The following is a 14,311-nucleotide window of genomic DNA, read 5'->3' as shown; positions in this document are numbered from 1 at the left end:
CGTTGGCATATCTTCACCTTGTTAAAGCGGTTACTTTGGGTGGGCAGCCGTATTTTGCGGTGGAGGCTCAGCCTTTGGCCCACCCGGCCGATCACACAATGTGCTGCTATTCTGAGTTCTTCCATAAGGAACGAAGAGAATCAAACCTCCGGCCTTGGGAATGCGCGCCATTAACGCCGGAGGGCGGCCGGGTCAAGGGGTGCCATTACGTTCCATGAGCACTTCATTCTCCACCCTTATCCGCCACCACAACAACGCAGCGTTTAATATGGAAAAAGTTATCGCCATCGCCGGCGCACCCAAAAGCAGCGGAAGGACAGCAATTTCCACCACAACCAAAGCGTAATTCGGGTGCTTGATGAACCGGTATGGGCCACGCTTGACACGCGGGAAATGCGGCGCGCTGATAATGCGCGTCGTCCACCAGCGGCCAATGCTGGCAAGTGTCCAGAAACGGAAGGTCTGGCTAGCGATGAAGGCATTGAGCAGAAGCATGTCAGGCGCGGGCGTGGGCGCGGCAAATAGCGCGATTGCAGCCAACCAGCCGCCGTGCAGGACGATGAACAAAGGGTAATGATTAGCCCCATGCTCGCGGCCGCCTTCTGCGAGTAATCGGCGGGTGTTGGCGTTTGCATAGGCAAGTTCAGCCAGTCTCTGCACCACGACATAGGTAAAGACAGCAAGCGCCCAGTATGGCCAGTCAAATAATGTCATGGCTTGAGGATTCCCATCGCGCCAACAAAGCCGGGCCCAAGAGCTGTTAACAATGTTGGCTTTTCCATCGGTCCGGCCGCAAGTAAAGCCTCCAGCACAAACAACACCGTTGGCGAACTCATATTGCCATGATCGCGCAAAATAGCTCGAGTTGCGCTCAGATCGTTGCCGAGATACTCCGAGAGTGCGTCCACCACACGACCGCCGCCGGGGTGGCAGGCAGGTTCTGCCATATCGACCTTGGCGAGCCCGTGCGTTGCCATGAAGGCATCACATACAGGTGCAAAATGGCTGTTCACGAAAACCGGAATGTCACGTGCCAGCACAAGATCAAAGCCGGTGTCGCCAATTTCCCAGCCCATCATGTCTAACGTATCCGGCCAGACATGGCTTGCAAAGTCGCTTAATTCCGGTCCTATGCCGTTGCCAATCACCGCCGCCGCGCATCCATCTGAAAACAACGCTAATGCAACCATATCCTTTTTGTCCATGCGCGCATGGTCATATGCCAAGCTGCATAACTCAAGGCTTACCAGCAAAACCGGCTTCTCGGGCGAGGCGCGGTATAGGTCAGCGGCAACACCGAGGCCAATGACCCCACCGGCACAACCATAGCCGAACAAGGGGACACAGCGCGTGCCGGGTTCAAAACCCATCGTGGCAAGCATTCGGCTTGGCAGACTGGGCGTCATCGTTCCTGTCGTCGACACAAATACAATTTGCCCGATATCTCCAGCTTCCAAATTTGCGCGATCCAGAGCGTGCGTAGCGGCAGCTTTGAACATCAGCTGGGCTGCTTCTTCATAAACCTGCGCGCGATTGGCCCAGCTGCGCGGTGCGAAATAATATTCTGGCGGCATGGCAATATGGCGTTGCGAAATGCCCGTATTGCCCAATATTTCAGCCATCCGTGCTGGTAGCGCCTGCCCTCTGGCGTTTGCCAATATGGTCAGGACGTCATCTTGCGTAATGCAATGCTGGGGCACGGCGGTGCCGAGTGATAAAAGCTTTGGAGAAATTTGCGACATGGACGGTAACTGCTACGCCTGTTCAAATGTTTCCGCTAGGCAGACTTTACCCTTAGCCTCAGCAAATGAACCACGAAGATGACAAGCAAGCCGTTGCTTGGTAGAGGGCCGCCGAACCGACATTGAAAGTAACACCAGAAACATGACTGCCATCACCCGCCCTGTCCGCACCCGGGTTGCACCATCCCCGACCGGCGACCCACATGTCGGCACCGCCTATATTGCACTCATCAATTATTGTTTTGCCAAAAAACATAATGGCGAGTTTCTGTTGCGTATCGAGGATACCGATCAGGCGCGCTCGACCCCGCAGTCAGAGAAAATGATCCTTGAATCGCTTCGCTGGCTTGGACTTAGCTGGGACGAAGGTCCTGACGTGGGTGGGCCGCATGGTCCCTATCGTCAGTCCGAGCGTAGCGACATCTACACTGCGCATTGCGATCAGTTGCTTGCCGATGGTCATGCCTTCAAATGCTACTGCACGTCAGAAAAGCTGACCGATATGCGGCGGCACCAGATAGCCGCAAAACAACCGCCGAAATATGATGGAACATGCCTTTCGCTTACCGCGGAAGACTACGCGATGCTTGACAGCGATGGCGTACCCCATGTTGTCCGCATGAAAATTCCCACGAGCGGTAAATGCACGGTTCAAGATACGCTGCGCGGCGAAATCGAGTTTGAATATGCGGTTGTCGATATGCAGGTGTTGATGAAATCGGATGGCTTGCCAACCTACCATCTCGCCAACGTCGTTGACGATCATTTGATGGGCATCACGCATGTCATGCGCGGCGAGGAATGGATTTCGTCAGCGCCCAAGCATTTGTTGCTCTATCAATATTTCGGCTGGGAACCACCCGTGCTCACGCATTTGCCGTTGCTGCGCAATGCAGACAAATCGAAATTGTCGAAGCGGAAAAATCCGACCAGTATCCTTTATTACCAACGCGCAGGTTACTTGCCGCAGGCTATGCAGAACTTTCTCGGGCTGTTTATAAAGTCGGCCAGCGAGGAAGACGAAAAAACCTCATTGCAAACGCTGATCGATGAATTTGACGTCCACAATATCTCGCTGGGTGGGCCGGTGTTCGATACGTCCAAGCTTGATTGGTTGAATGGTCGTTATTTGCGTGAGGAACTGAGCGTTTCCGAATTCCTGGATGCTGTCAAAGCATGGGCGCTCAATGACAGCTACCTCACGCCGATCGCGGAAATGGCGCAAGCGCGGATCACGAAAATGTCCGACCTTGGTGGCCTGACCGCGATGTTCTTCATGAATCGCATCGACGGCATGACAGCTGAGCGCTTGCGTGATGGCGTGAAGCTTGAACTGGATAGCCAGCGGGCCGCATACACCATCGCTTTGCAGCAGTTCGATGGCATGATTGAGTGGAACAAGGAGGGCGTTGAGGCCAGCTTGCGGCGGACTGCCGAAGTGTTGGACGCCAAGTTGAAGGATGTCATCCGCCCCTTCTACATCGCCATCACCGGAAACGCCCAAGGCGTGCCGTTATTTGATGCCATTACCCATCTTGGCCGTGACATCATCCGAGAGCGCTTGCGCCACGCAATGGAGTTACTTGGCCCGGCAACATCGAAAGAGGTCAAGGCCTGGACTGATTTGCTGGCGGCTCCGCTTAAGGCAGAATGACGCCGTTCTCGCTGCCGGATGGCTGGCAGACATCACTAGGTGATGCGCTTGCTGCCAAAGAGACGCTGGCGCTCCGAGGCTTTCTCGAAGCCGAGATGGCCGCTGGCAAGACGATCTACCCAACGCAAAGCCAATGGTTTCGCGCACTCGATCTGACACCACTCGACAAAGTGCGCGTCGTGATTTTGGGACAAGACCCTTATCATGGGCCGGGGCAAGCGCATGGGCTATGTTTCAGCGTGCCCCACGGCGTGCGCCCGCCGCCAAGCCTGTTAAATATCTACAAAGAGCTGGAGAGCGATCTGCGTCTGAAGCGCCCGACCGATGGCAATTTGGAGCATTGGGCCAGCCAAGGTGTTCTGTTGCTCAACAGCGTTCTCACCGTCGAAATGTCAAAAGCCGCGTCACATGGCAAAATGGGTTGGGAGCAGTTTACAGACGCGATTATCGCCCTCGTAAATGACAAGCCAGAGCCTGTCGTTTTTATGCTTTGGGGCGCCTATGCCCATAAAAAGGCGGCAAATGTCGATGCCAGCCGCCACTTGGTGCTCAAGGCAGCGCACCCATCACCCTTGTCGGCGCATAACGGGTTTTTAGGGTGCAAACATTTCTCGCAATGCAATGCCTTTCTGGTTAGCAACGGACGTCCCCCGATTGATTGGAATCTGACTGATGGCGTTCAGTGAGCAGCCCCACCGCCGTTTTAATCCGTTAAAGAACGAGTGGGTTTTAGTCTCCCCGCATCGGGCCAAACGCCCGTGGCAAGGGCAGCAGGATACGCCTGACAGTGCCGTTCGGCCAATGCATGATGCGGATTGTTATCTGTGCGCTGGCAACGAACGCGCTGGTGGATTGCATAATTCCGATTACAAAAATGTCTTTATTTTCGACAATGACTTTGCCGCATTGATGCCCAGCGAAGGGTGCGAAGTAGACAACGGCAAACCCTTGTTTCGTGCGGCTCCCGCCAATGGTACCTGCCGAGTCATTTGTTTTTCGCCCGACCACGGCAAGACATTGCCCGAAATGGCGGTGGCGGACATTCGTGCTGTGGTCGACAATTGGGCAGCGCAGGAGGCCGAGCTTTCGGCCAACCACGCATATGTCCAGATTTTCGAGAATAAAGGCGCAATGATGGGCTGCTCAAGCCCCCACCCACATGGGCAGATTTGGGCAACAGATTATGTACCCGCAGAGCCTGCGCGCGAGGACGAGACTCAGGCCACATGGTTCACGCAGCAGCAGTCAGCGATGCTGCTTACTTATGCCGCACAAGAGGTCGAGGATGGTGCGCGCACTGTCGCGTATAATGACAGTTGGATTGCGGTCGTTCCTTATTGGGCGAGCTGGCCCTATGAGATATTGCTGCTTCCGCGATTTACCATCCAGCGAATGAGCATGCTTGAGCCAGACCAACGCGATCGCCTTGCTGAAATCATGAAAGCCGTCACCACCGCCTATGACAATCTGTTCCAGACCAGTTTTCCCTATTCCATGGGGTGGCACGGCGCGCCCGGCACAGTTGATGCCCCACACTGGCAGCTGCATGCCCATTTCTATCCACCCTTGCTGCGCTCCGCCAGCGTCCGCAAATTCATGGTAGGCTATGAAATGCTTGCCGAAGCGCAACGCGATCTGACACCGGAAACAGCCGCCGAAAATTTGCGCAACCTGAGCAAAATACATTACCGGAGCAAGCCATGACCCCGCAGGATCAAGCGCTATATGACACGGTCAGCGCGTCCTTTACGGCATGTTTCGGCCACGCCCCTGAATTCGTCGCGCGTGCGCCGGGGCGGGTGAATCTGATCGGCGAGCACACCGATTATAATGACGGCTTTGTCCTGCCCTGCGCGATTGGTCCGGCGACGATGGTCGCCGTCAGCAAACGCGATGACGACATAGTCGACGTCGTCGCCGCTGACTTTGGAGGCGCGCGCGACAGGTTTAACTTACAAACGCCTCTGGAACGCAATTCAAGACAGCCCTGGGCCGATTATGTCCGCGGGATGATATCGGCATTGCAAAACGAAGGATATGCCCTCAGCGGCGCTCAAATCGCCATTGCTGGCAACCTGCCGAAGGGCGCAGGCTTGTCGTCATCGGCGTCGCTTGAGGTTGCATTGGGTAAGGCGATGTTGGCGCTCGCTGGCACCGACATCGACAATACGCGCCTGGCGCAAATTGCCCAAATGGCCGAGTGTGATTTTGTGGGCACCAAATGCGGAATCATGGATCAGCTGATTTCGGCGCAAGGCAAAGAAGGCCACGCCCTGTTGATCGATTGCCGCAGCCTTGAATTGACCGACGCACCCGTTCCGGACGATGTCGCGATCATGATTGTCCATTCAGGTGTTACGCGCGGCTTGGTCGATGGCCATTATAATGAACGACGCCGCCAGTGCGAGGCAGCCGCCGCAGCCGTGGGGGTATCCGCCTTGCGCGATGCAGACCTCGATATGCTCGCCGCAGCGGGCCTCGATGCGACGACAACAAAGCGCGCGCGCCATGTGATCACCGAGAACCAGCGCACGCTGGATGCAGCAGATGCGCTTGCCAGGTCTGACCTTGCCGCGCTGGGCGAATTGATGGTGCAAAGCCATGCCTCGATGCGGGATGACTTTGAAATCACGGTGCCGCCGATCGACGAACTGGTCGTCCTTTTGCAAGAGGCAATTGGGTTTAACGGCGGCGCCCGGATGACTGGCGGCGGGTTCGGCGGCGCTTGTGTCGCGATCATGGCGGCAACACAAGTTGCAGAAGTCCGCTCTGCCATCGAAGCCGCGTATATAACCCCCGACGGGAAAACCCCGCTCATCATGATTGAACGCCCCGGGCCCGGTGTTGCTATCATATGAGCACAACGTGGTTGAAGCAGGCGCTGCGCGAGCCGCTAGTCCACTTTCTGGCCGCAGGTTCCGTCTTATTCCTGCTCATGGCGCATTTTGGCGCTGAAGACGCCGCCGGCCGCGACATAACGATCAATGAAGCCGAAGTCGCGCAACTGGCATCCCAATGGGAACAGACATGGCGCCGTCCACCAACAGCAGAGCAACTCGACAACTTGATCCGCGATTACATCAAAGAAGAAGTCTACGTGCGCGAAGCGACGCGCCTTGGCCTTGATGCCGATGATCCCATTATTCGCCGCCGTTTGCGGGCCAAGATGGAATTCCTCGCTATTGCAGAAATCCAGAATATGGAGCCATCTGCCGCTGCGTTGCAAAGCTATTACGACGCACATAAATTTCGCTACGCCGAACAGCCGGCGTTCAGCTTTGACCAGCAGTTTTTGGGTGAGGATGAAAGCGCGGCGAAAGCATCTGTCGTCGTCTTAACCGCAGGAAAACCATTTCAGCCGCAGCCGCTGAGCGTTCCCCGCAGCATGGATAAAGCTGCCACAGGCAATATCGCGCAACAATTTGGCAACGCATTTGCCGACAGCCTGCGAACGCTGCCACTGGGGCGTTGGAGCGGTCCTGTTCGATCCGGCTTTGGCTGGCACGCGGTGCGCGTCCGTGCGGTTACTGCTGCAGATACACCGAGATTGGCCGATATCCGCCAACGCGTCTTGAATGATTGGCGCGCCGAGACGCAGGTCAAGCGCGAAGCCGCCGCTTATCAGGCGCTGCTGGACGGATATGATATCCGCATCGCAAAACCGTGATTGTCCGGCTCATCCTTCTGTTTTTTCTGGTCACCGGCGCTGGTTCGGCAGCTTATGCCGACGATCTGCGCCCGGGCTATATCGAAATTCGCGAGATAGCGGCCACTGCACAGGACCCGGCGGCTTTTCAGTATAAGGTCACATGGAAAGCCCCCATCCGACCGGGTCTCGCGGCGCGTGTCGTACCTGTTTTCCCGAAAGATTGCTCGGCAACGGAGCCCGAGCGAAGCATTGACGCAGCAGCGCTTTTGGCACGCTGGAATATTGCGTGCCGCAGGCCACTGTCTGGCCGCTCTGTCCGCTTAAGCGGCTTGGAGGACATGTCGGCAGACGCATTGCTGCGGTACCAGTCTGCGCATGGCATTACGCAGGCTGCGCGGCTGACGCCCACAAACCCGGTCGCAGTTATCGCCGAGCGACCCGATCGGGGCCAGGTCGCACGCACATATTTCGTCACTGGTGTTGAACATATCCTGATGGGATACGACCATCTGCTGTTTGTGTTGTGCTTGGTACTCTTGCTCAACGGCGCATGGCGGGTCGCGGCCACAGTTACGGCATTTACGGTGGCGCATTCGCTGACGTTGATAGCCACGACGCTGGATCTGATCAGCGTCCCCGGCCCGCCAGTTGAGGCAGCCATTGCCCTGTCTATTGTGTTTCTCGCGGTGGAAGTCGTCAAACGAAAACCGGGAGAATTGCGCCTGGCGGAGCGCCTGCCGTGGGTCGTTGCGTTCCTATTCGGGCTGCTCCACGGTTTTGGCTTTGCAAAGGCACTTGCCGAGATTGGGTTGCCTCAAGGCGAAGTGCCTATGGCATTGCTGACCTTTAACCTCGGGGTAGAGGCCGGCCAGCTTGTCATCGTTGGTGGGGCAATGTTGGCATTATGGGCAGTGCGCCGGGCCAACAAATTTTATGCCGCCCACATTCAGACCATCAGCGCTTATGTCATCGGAAGCATTGCCGCCATGTGGCTGCTTCAGCGAGTTCTTACCGATTGAGCGCCGCAAAATTTTATATTAGTCTGCAAGCGCACAGACATGGGACAACGACATGCCCGAAGCAAAGACCAAGCCCACCCCCGTCAATGTTGACGCCTTTATCGCGGCGGTTGAAAAGCCGACGCGGCGCGAAGATGCAACAGTTGTAAGGCAGATGATGGAGCGCGTCACGGGTGCAGCTGCGACAATGTGGGGGCCGTCAATCATTGGGTTTGGCAGTTATCATTATCGTTATGCCAGCGGGCATGAAGGCGATACCTGCCGTGTAGGCTTCTCTCCGCGGTCGGCCAATCTGGTCTTTTATGTGGGGAATTTCCCGGAATATGCTGCGTTGCTCGAACGCTTGGGCAAGCATAAGTCCGGAAAGGGATGTCTATACGTCAACAAGCTCGCTGATGTGGATTTGGCCGTGCTTGAAGAGATCGTCCAGCGTAGCTTCGTTGCGGCCGCTGCGTAACTCCTGCGCGCCAAACAATAGCGCATATGTAAATTTTGCCGCCAACTTAGGCGCCAACTTAAGAAAATCTTAACGCTATTCCGACACCTCGGTACGAGGAAGGAACCAGCTGTGTCATTGCAACGAAAAGCCACGATCGAAACGACTGTCGATAAAAGGCGTCAACGGCGGCACAAACTGCTTCTGGAGGTCGAAGCGCGCGGTCCTGAATCCTTAACCGGCGCAGTAATCGTGCACGACATTTCCGACTCGGGTATTTTGATTGAAACCGAATCCCGTTTAAAAGTCGGCGAAATGATCGAGGTCAACCTGCCACAAGCCGGAGTGATGATTGCAGAAATTATGTGGATCGGCGGCGAAATTTACGGATGCAAATTTACCCGCGAGATATCGCCTGCGGCCGTTAGCGCTGCACGCTTAGGCGGTCGTTTCACGCTCTCCAGAACAAATGATGTGCCGCAAGACGTTATCGTCACCAGAGCGCCTTATGATGCAGGAAACGCTATCGCACTGGCCGGTGAACTGTCGCCAGGCGCCAAGCTTTGGCTCATCATCGGCTTAGCCGCGGCCTTATGGCTCATTATCGGTGCCATAACATATTGGACGCTGTCGCAATAATCCTCAGCGCCGCTACGCGGACCAAGTTTTCCGGGACCAGCCGCACCCTTTTAAGGCAAATATGCCCGCCGTCTTTCACGAAGTACGATTGGCCCATACTGATAAGCAATGAAGTCAACGGGAACCGAGTAAGAAATCGATATATCGACATAGTTAACGCCATTGCTGGTCCCTCTCGTGACCGAAGGCGTCGAGACTGTTCCAGTCGTCATGCCGTATAGAGCACTTGTCACGCGCGACCTGATCTGTGCGTCTGTCATGGGCGTCGCACCGATATAAACTGTCGTGGCGCGCGCGCCCATGTCAACAGCATGCCGTAGCCCCGCGTTGGCAAGCAATATCAGGCCGAATTGCGCCATTCCATAAAACAAAAGCAAAACGAGTGGGACAGCCAACGCAAATTCGGTTGCCGATGCGCCTGACTCATTTTTGCGATACTTTGAAAACAGCGTCACTGGATCCTCACGGACGCGTCGCCAAGTACGCGGACGAAGCCATTAGCATCGGTGGTGAGGAACCTACCGTAATTTACCGCCGGCGAAAATTTCCCTCTGACGCTCACCTTCACAAAGCGTGCGATCTGATCGCTGGCATTGGCGCAGCTTCCTGTAAATGAACTTTGGACAACGTTGTTACATTCTAGCCAATAGGTGACTGTTACGTCAGATGCCGGAACATTAGCCGCGGCGGCTGCTTCCGCTTGGCTTGCCGTGTAATCGGTTTTGACCCTCGAAAACGCCGTGATTTGCTCAATTGCCCTTGCTGCGGCGGCTTCGACCCGCAGCTTTTCGGCAAATGCCAGAGAAGAGTCGACGGCACCCAGTAAAAGCAGGAGGCCAATGGGGAACACGAACGCAAGCTCAATCGTGCTGGTCCCATGCGCATTTTGCGCGATGGCTCTTAAAAAGGAAATACGCCTTGTCATGCGGTTCACCCTACGAGCCTGACTTGCGTACCCTCAAAAGTATCGGCAGTGGTTCCAACGGGACAATCATTGGTTATGGTGGTGTTTCCGGTCATCACAACGTTGCGCGAGACGATCTGAAGACAATCGGTTGCAAAAGTCGAATTTCCGTTCAATGTTACCGTCTGGCTTGGCATATAAATTGCCCCCAGAAACGATCCCGAGGCCCCACCATTGAAGACGTCGTTATAAGATGCAGGCGCGTCACGGTCCTTATAGAACAACATACCTTTGAAAGGGCCACTGGTCGGGGCCGACATAGCAATACTGGCCCCGCCGTTCATTTTAACTTGTCCGATGGAAGTGCCGCCGCCAGTTAAAATAACCGTCACGCCAACACCGGTTATGACGGATTGCGCGTTGGTTTCAAAATCGCCACCTTTGATATAATAAGTGCCTGGCATCATCGTCAGTATCCCGCGAACATTGATGTTGGTAAAGCATCCAGGACTTATAGTAAGATTTTGATTGCTGCCTACGGTGAGCGAATTGCCGTCGCAAACCGCCGGCAAGTCGGCGCTTGGATCCGTAAGCGCCGCGAACGGATCGCGTTGCGGGATGGAATAAGGGATGAGTTGGGTCCCACTGGCGTAATTTGTGCTCGCAGGTACGTTACCCACGGCCGCAATCGGGGAAGCGAACACTCTCGTCGACCCGTCAGCGGTGACTGCTGTGGTCCCCGAAGAATTGCTTGCGACACCACAACCCAGATCAACGGTAGAATTTCCGGAGAATGTGATACCATTTGCATTGGTGTCTTCGAGCGAGATAACGCAATAATCTCCGTTGTTGAGTACGGCAGCTATTGCCTCTACGGTAATAAGAGGCGGGGTGCTTAAAAATATACTCGAGAAGGGCAGCGCCTTACTGTAGGTCAAAATAACTTTCACGGCGCGCGTGTTACCTGCAAAGGCTCCTGCGGTTGGCGCGTTTTGGATTGTAATGCCCACGCCAGTAAACCCATCCAGTGTCTTGGTCAGGTCATTGTTGGCATTTGCGCTGACATCTTCCGATTGAGCTTTGGCGTAGGCGCCATTCAACGCAGCCGAATCTGCACTGCGCTGCAGTTGCTGTTTCATCAAAGTCCATTGAACGGTGTCTGTGCCAAGGCCGGCGAGGCCGACAAGCAACGGCATCGATAGACCCATGAGGATCAAGACGTTACCCCGTTCGTTGGTGTGTAGATTTTTTACAAAAGTCTTAAATTTACGCATATTCCACACCCACAATGAGCAAAAAAGATTTCGCATTTCCCGCGATAATTATCCAGCAATTTAGTTAACGAGTGCTACGTAAACGGGGTAACCAATTCCTTAAAACTCAAAAACATCCAATTATGACAGTGCTTGGGTAACAAAAGCACAAATATTCAAATAGAAAGGACTACAATATCTAAAGAAGATTAAATCAATATCTTGAACCTAAGTTATAGATAATTTGGACTACAAACGTATATGGGGGCGCAACCGTGTGCGATGGGACGAAAATCACCGTTTGATTCGGTCGCTCGGCAACCCACAAAAAAATATGGTTTCATAACGCTCCAACCTTGAAGGCCTTATGCACATTGAAATACCCAATAGCGCTTGTGATCAAACGACAATGGAGGGTTGACCTTAAGCCCCGTTGGCGAGATGCTTTGCCTGAAACACGGCATTAGGAGGCAATTTCCGTTGCATTTACTGGACAACTTTGTTGCCTTAAATGTCGCATGCTATCTGTAAATTTTTTGGGCGCTTAAGCGTCGGCAACAAGTTTTGCTGCAATTTCCTCCATACTGCCTGCCACGAGTAAAGGCTGCCCCCCGACAATGCCGATTTGCGTCTGGCCGTTTTCGGCCGAGCGCAGCCAAGCCACATTTGATGCTACAATAAGATAATCCCCGCCGCGCGAGTGGAGTGCTATAAACTTCATATTGATGTCTCCTGACGAACTGACGTTAGGCAACAGAACTGTGGATTGGATTAACGATGTTAATTTGCGTTTAGCGTTCCATATGTTTGCCTTTTGAGGAGAAGGACCATATCTAAAGGATGTATCATTGCGCCTGATGGGTGCTTCAATAATTCAACTGGAAAATAATAATATATGTCTTCTTACAAAGAGCCTTCATTTCAAGAACGTACGGCCTTAGCGAACAAAGCGAAACTGGATGCAGTCAAGCAGCTGCGCGCAAAGCCGCCGATCGATGAGGCCACACTGGCTGTTCGGCGCGAGGCAGCCGAGGCGCGCAAACTTGTCCAGGAAAAGGCACGCGAAGAAAAGCTGGCCGCGCGCGAACTGCAAAAGGCATTGAAGCTCGAGCAGGCTCAAAAACTAACAGAGGCAGAAGCCGAAGCTGCAGGAAAAACCGACGAAGAACGCAAAATCGAGCGTGACGCCAAATATGCAGCTCGCAAAAGTCGCAAAGGCAAGAAATAACAAGGCAGCACGTCACCGGTCCTGCAAACGTCACCATCGTCTGCGCAACGCGGCTGGGTGACCGGGCTTCACGTTGCGCAAGGCAAGTTAAGCCGATGGACGCTTCCAATCTGAAATAGGGGTTTAATATGTTTCGATCTGTAGCTTTTGTTCTGTGTGCAGTTTCAACCCCCGTAGCTGCCGAAACGTGGCAACCCGAAGAGGCCGCCATGCGGGGACATGTCGGGTTTCTTGCCAGTGACGAGATGAAAGGCCGCGAAGCCGGATCGCCCGAATATGATATTGCCGCGCGTTATGTTGCTGCCCAATTTGAAACCATGGGCCTCAAGCCCGCTGGTGCAAAAGACAGTTATATCCAGCCTGTGCCGCTCGTTACTTTTCGGGCCGCTGATGAAGGCAGCATATTCCTGCTCAACAAGAATACAGAAACCCGCCTTGAATTTGGCGTTGATTATCTCCCTGGAACGACGCCCCTGGCACCCCAACTTACGCTGACCGCGCCGCTGGTTTTTGCAGGTTTCGGTGTGGTTGCGCCTGACTTTAAACGTGATGATTATGCCGGGATCGATGTAAAGGGCAAAATTGTTGTCCTGCTTGCAGGCGCGCCGTCCACACTGCCAACCGAAGAACGCGCGCATTACGCGAACACCGTCAGCAAACGCGAACTTGCCGCCAAACGGGGTGCAGTCGGCATCATTTTGGTTGATACGCCAACACGCGAAAAGGTTGCTGCATTCACGCTTCGCGCACGCAATTGGCGCTATCTGGGCGCAACTTGGGCAGATGCCAATGGCACAGCATCTTATCCCGGCGGAACTGCGCCGGTGCTGGCGTCGGTCAGCCTCTTAGGAGCCGCAAAATTGTTTGCCGGTCTACCCGGCGGTGCGGATGCAATCTATGCCGCGTCGGAAAGCAAGGCGGCCAATCCAAAACGCACAGATCTCCCCTTGAGGGCACGCGTCGCACTAAACACCGAGATCAAACGTGTCATGAGCAGCAACGTCGCGGGCATATTGGAAGGCTCCGATCCCGTCTTAAAGGATCAAGTTATTGTTCTGTCGGGCCACCTCGACCACACCGGTATCTGCCCTGAAGTGAAGGGCGACAATATTTGCAACGGCGCGATGGACAACGCCATGGGCATTGCCTCAATGATCGAGGTCGCGCACGGATTTAAACATTCGAAAGCCGTGCCAAAGCGTTCGCTCCTGTTCCTTGCGGTTACTGCAGAGGAAAAGGGATTGGTAGGTGCCGACTATTTTGCCCAGAACCCGACAGTGCCGAAAGCCAATCTCGTCGCAAACGTAAATCTCGACATGCCAATCGTCACCTATGATTTTTCAGATATCGTTGCTTTTGGGGCCGAACGCTCCTCCATTGGGCCTGCTGTTGCACGTGCTGGCGCTTCGATGGGGATATCGCTCGTCGCTGATCCGCAGCCCGAACAAAGCCTTTTTACGCGCTCTGACCATTACCGGTTTGTCCAACAGGGAATTCCCTCCGTGTTCCTTGTCACTGGTCCCGGTGGAAATGGTGCTGCTGCCGGCGCAGCGTTCCTAAAGGCAAATTATCATCAGCCGTCGGATGACATGAATCTTCCTATTAACTGGGGAGCTGCTGCAAAGTTTGTTGGCCTTAATCTCGCAATCGCGCGCGATCTTGCCGACGCCAAGGATCGTCCGCGCTGGAAGCAGGGCGATTTCTTTGGAACCCTCTTCAACGGATATGGCGCCCTCAGCGACACAAGCGCCAACAATGATTAAATATCATTGTTGCGCGCTGAAGTG

At 54.5% G+C, this 14,311-nt stretch carries 16 protein-coding genes; 10 read left to right on the top strand and 6 right to left on the bottom strand.

All coding sequences use genetic code 11. The features are described 5' to 3' along the window. Window positions 1–192: 192 nt before the first annotated feature. Complete coding sequence (locus ACLL9E_RS00735; RefSeq protein WP_411289835.1) at window positions 193–714, bottom strand: isoprenylcysteine carboxyl methyltransferase family protein; 522 nt, start codon at window positions 712–714, stop codon at window positions 193–195. Then, a complete protein-coding gene (locus tag ACLL9E_RS00730) occupies window positions 711–1,742 on the bottom strand; it encodes a type III polyketide synthase (RefSeq protein WP_411289834.1) in 1,032 nt (343 codons plus the stop codon). Before ACLL9E_RS00730 ends, ACLL9E_RS00735 begins: the two co-directional genes overlap by 4 nt. A gap of 142 nt (window positions 1,743–1,884) precedes the next feature. Here ACLL9E_RS00730 and gltX point away from each other — a divergent pair, with 142 nt between their 5' ends. The 8 genes from gltX (at window position 1,885) to ACLL9E_RS00690 (ending at window position 9,139) form a co-directional block, all read left to right on the top strand. Next, a complete protein-coding gene (gltX, locus tag ACLL9E_RS00725) occupies window positions 1,885–3,396 on the top strand; it encodes a glutamate--tRNA ligase (RefSeq protein ID WP_411289833.1) in 1,512 nt (503 codons plus the stop codon). After that, entirely contained in the window at window positions 3,393–4,082 is a 690-nt protein-coding gene (gene ung, locus ACLL9E_RS00720) for a uracil-DNA glycosylase (protein WP_411289832.1), read from the top strand. The genes gltX and ung overlap by 4 nt, the downstream gene beginning before the upstream one ends. Next, complete coding sequence (locus ACLL9E_RS00715) at window positions 4,069–5,100, top strand: UDP-glucose--hexose-1-phosphate uridylyltransferase (RefSeq protein WP_411289831.1); 1,032 nt, start codon at window positions 4,069–4,071, stop codon at window positions 5,098–5,100. Before ung ends, ACLL9E_RS00715 begins: the two co-directional genes overlap by 14 nt. After that, complete coding sequence (gene galK, locus ACLL9E_RS00710; protein WP_411289830.1) at window positions 5,097–6,254, top strand: galactokinase; 1,158 nt, start codon at window positions 5,097–5,099, stop codon at window positions 6,252–6,254. Before ACLL9E_RS00715 ends, galK begins: the two co-directional genes overlap by 4 nt. Beyond that, window positions 6,251–7,063 carry a peptidyl-prolyl cis-trans isomerase gene (locus ACLL9E_RS00705; protein WP_411289829.1) on the top strand — a complete coding sequence of 271 codons (813 nt, stop codon included), beginning with the start codon at window positions 6,251–6,253 and terminating at the stop codon, window positions 7,061–7,063. Before galK ends, ACLL9E_RS00705 begins: the two co-directional genes overlap by 4 nt. Then, entirely contained in the window at window positions 7,060–8,064 is a 1,005-nt protein-coding gene (locus ACLL9E_RS00700; protein WP_411289828.1) for a HupE/UreJ family protein, read from the top strand. The genes ACLL9E_RS00705 and ACLL9E_RS00700 overlap by 4 nt, the downstream gene beginning before the upstream one ends. 52 nt (window positions 8,065–8,116) lie before the next feature. Further along, entirely contained in the window at window positions 8,117–8,521 is a 405-nt protein-coding gene (locus ACLL9E_RS00695; RefSeq protein WP_411289827.1) for a DUF1801 domain-containing protein, read from the top strand. Between the two features lie 111 nt (window positions 8,522–8,632). Beyond that, complete coding sequence (locus tag ACLL9E_RS00690; RefSeq protein ID WP_411289826.1) at window positions 8,633–9,139, top strand: PilZ domain-containing protein; 507 nt, start codon at window positions 8,633–8,635, stop codon at window positions 9,137–9,139. A gap of 50 nt (window positions 9,140–9,189) precedes the next feature. Here the strand turns inward: ACLL9E_RS00690 and ACLL9E_RS00685 are convergent, their stop codons facing one another. From ACLL9E_RS00685 to ACLL9E_RS00670, 4 genes are all read right to left on the bottom strand, one after another. Next, complete coding sequence (locus ACLL9E_RS00685) at window positions 9,190–9,594, bottom strand: TadE/TadG family type IV pilus assembly protein (protein WP_411289825.1); 405 nt, start codon at window positions 9,592–9,594, stop codon at window positions 9,190–9,192. After that, complete coding sequence (locus ACLL9E_RS00680) at window positions 9,591–10,064, bottom strand: TadE/TadG family type IV pilus assembly protein (protein WP_411289824.1); 474 nt, start codon at window positions 10,062–10,064, stop codon at window positions 9,591–9,593. The genes ACLL9E_RS00685 and ACLL9E_RS00680 overlap by 4 nt, the downstream gene beginning before the upstream one ends. Before the next feature lie 5 nt (window positions 10,065–10,069). Beyond that, window positions 10,070–11,317: a pilus assembly protein TadG-related protein gene (locus ACLL9E_RS00675; protein ID WP_411289823.1), complete on the bottom strand. Its 1,248-nt coding sequence runs from the start codon at window positions 11,315–11,317 to the stop codon at window positions 10,070–10,072. 523 nt (window positions 11,318–11,840) lie between these two features. After that, a complete protein-coding gene (locus ACLL9E_RS00670; protein ID WP_411289822.1) occupies window positions 11,841–12,017 on the bottom strand; it encodes a hypothetical protein in 177 nt (58 codons plus the stop codon). A 174-nt stretch (window positions 12,018–12,191) separates the two neighbouring features. Here ACLL9E_RS00670 and ACLL9E_RS00665 point away from each other — a divergent pair, with 174 nt between their 5' ends. Together ACLL9E_RS00665 and ACLL9E_RS00660 are read left to right on the top strand one after the other, a co-directional pair. Next, the gene (locus tag ACLL9E_RS00665) at window positions 12,192–12,524 is read left to right on the top strand and encodes a DUF6481 family protein (RefSeq protein WP_411289821.1); all 333 of its coding nucleotides are present in this window, start codon (window positions 12,192–12,194) and stop codon (window positions 12,522–12,524) included. 128 nt (window positions 12,525–12,652) lie between these two features. Next, complete coding sequence (locus ACLL9E_RS00660; protein WP_411289820.1) at window positions 12,653–14,287, top strand: M28 family metallopeptidase; 1,635 nt, start codon at window positions 12,653–12,655, stop codon at window positions 14,285–14,287. Window positions 14,288–14,311 lie beyond the last annotated feature (24 nt).

Source organism: Sphingorhabdus sp. (genome assembly GCF_046596595.1).
Classification (GTDB): Bacteria; Pseudomonadota; Alphaproteobacteria; order Sphingomonadales; family Sphingomonadaceae; genus Sphingorhabdus_B.
This window is presented reverse-complemented; position numbering and strand designations above follow the sequence as displayed.

Excerpts from the sequence above, each read along its gene's own strand:
- ACLL9E_RS00735 (WP_411289835.1), bottom strand. The coding sequence starts at position 714 with ATGACATTATTTGACTGGCCATACTGGGCGCTTGCTGTCTTTACCTAT.
- ACLL9E_RS00730 (WP_411289834.1), bottom strand. The coding sequence starts at position 1,742 with ATGTCGCAAATTTCTCCAAAGCTTTTATCACTCGGCACCGCCGTGCCC.
- gltX (WP_411289833.1), top strand. The coding sequence starts at position 1,885 with ATGACTGCCATCACCCGCCCTGTCCGCACCCGGGTTGCACCATCCCCG.
- ung (WP_411289832.1), top strand. The coding sequence starts at position 3,393 with ATGACGCCGTTCTCGCTGCCGGATGGCTGGCAGACATCACTAGGTGAT.
- ACLL9E_RS00715 (WP_411289831.1), top strand. The coding sequence starts at position 4,069 with ATGGCGTTCAGTGAGCAGCCCCACCGCCGTTTTAATCCGTTAAAGAAC.
- galK (WP_411289830.1), top strand. The coding sequence starts at position 5,097 with ATGACCCCGCAGGATCAAGCGCTATATGACACGGTCAGCGCGTCCTTT.
- ACLL9E_RS00705 (WP_411289829.1), top strand. The coding sequence starts at position 6,251 with ATGAGCACAACGTGGTTGAAGCAGGCGCTGCGCGAGCCGCTAGTCCAC.
- ACLL9E_RS00695 (WP_411289827.1), top strand. The coding sequence starts at position 8,117 with ATGCCCGAAGCAAAGACCAAGCCCACCCCCGTCAATGTTGACGCCTTT.
- ACLL9E_RS00680 (WP_411289824.1), bottom strand. The coding sequence starts at position 10,064 with ATGACAAGGCGTATTTCCTTTTTAAGAGCCATCGCGCAAAATGCGCAT.
- ACLL9E_RS00675 (WP_411289823.1), bottom strand. The coding sequence starts at position 11,317 with ATGCGTAAATTTAAGACTTTTGTAAAAAATCTACACACCAACGAACGG.
- ACLL9E_RS00670 (WP_411289822.1), bottom strand. The coding sequence starts at position 12,017 with ATGAAGTTTATAGCACTCCACTCGCGCGGCGGGGATTATCTTATTGTA.
- ACLL9E_RS00665 (WP_411289821.1), top strand. The coding sequence starts at position 12,192 with ATGTCTTCTTACAAAGAGCCTTCATTTCAAGAACGTACGGCCTTAGCG.
- ACLL9E_RS00660 (WP_411289820.1), top strand. The coding sequence starts at position 12,653 with ATGTTTCGATCTGTAGCTTTTGTTCTGTGTGCAGTTTCAACCCCCGTA.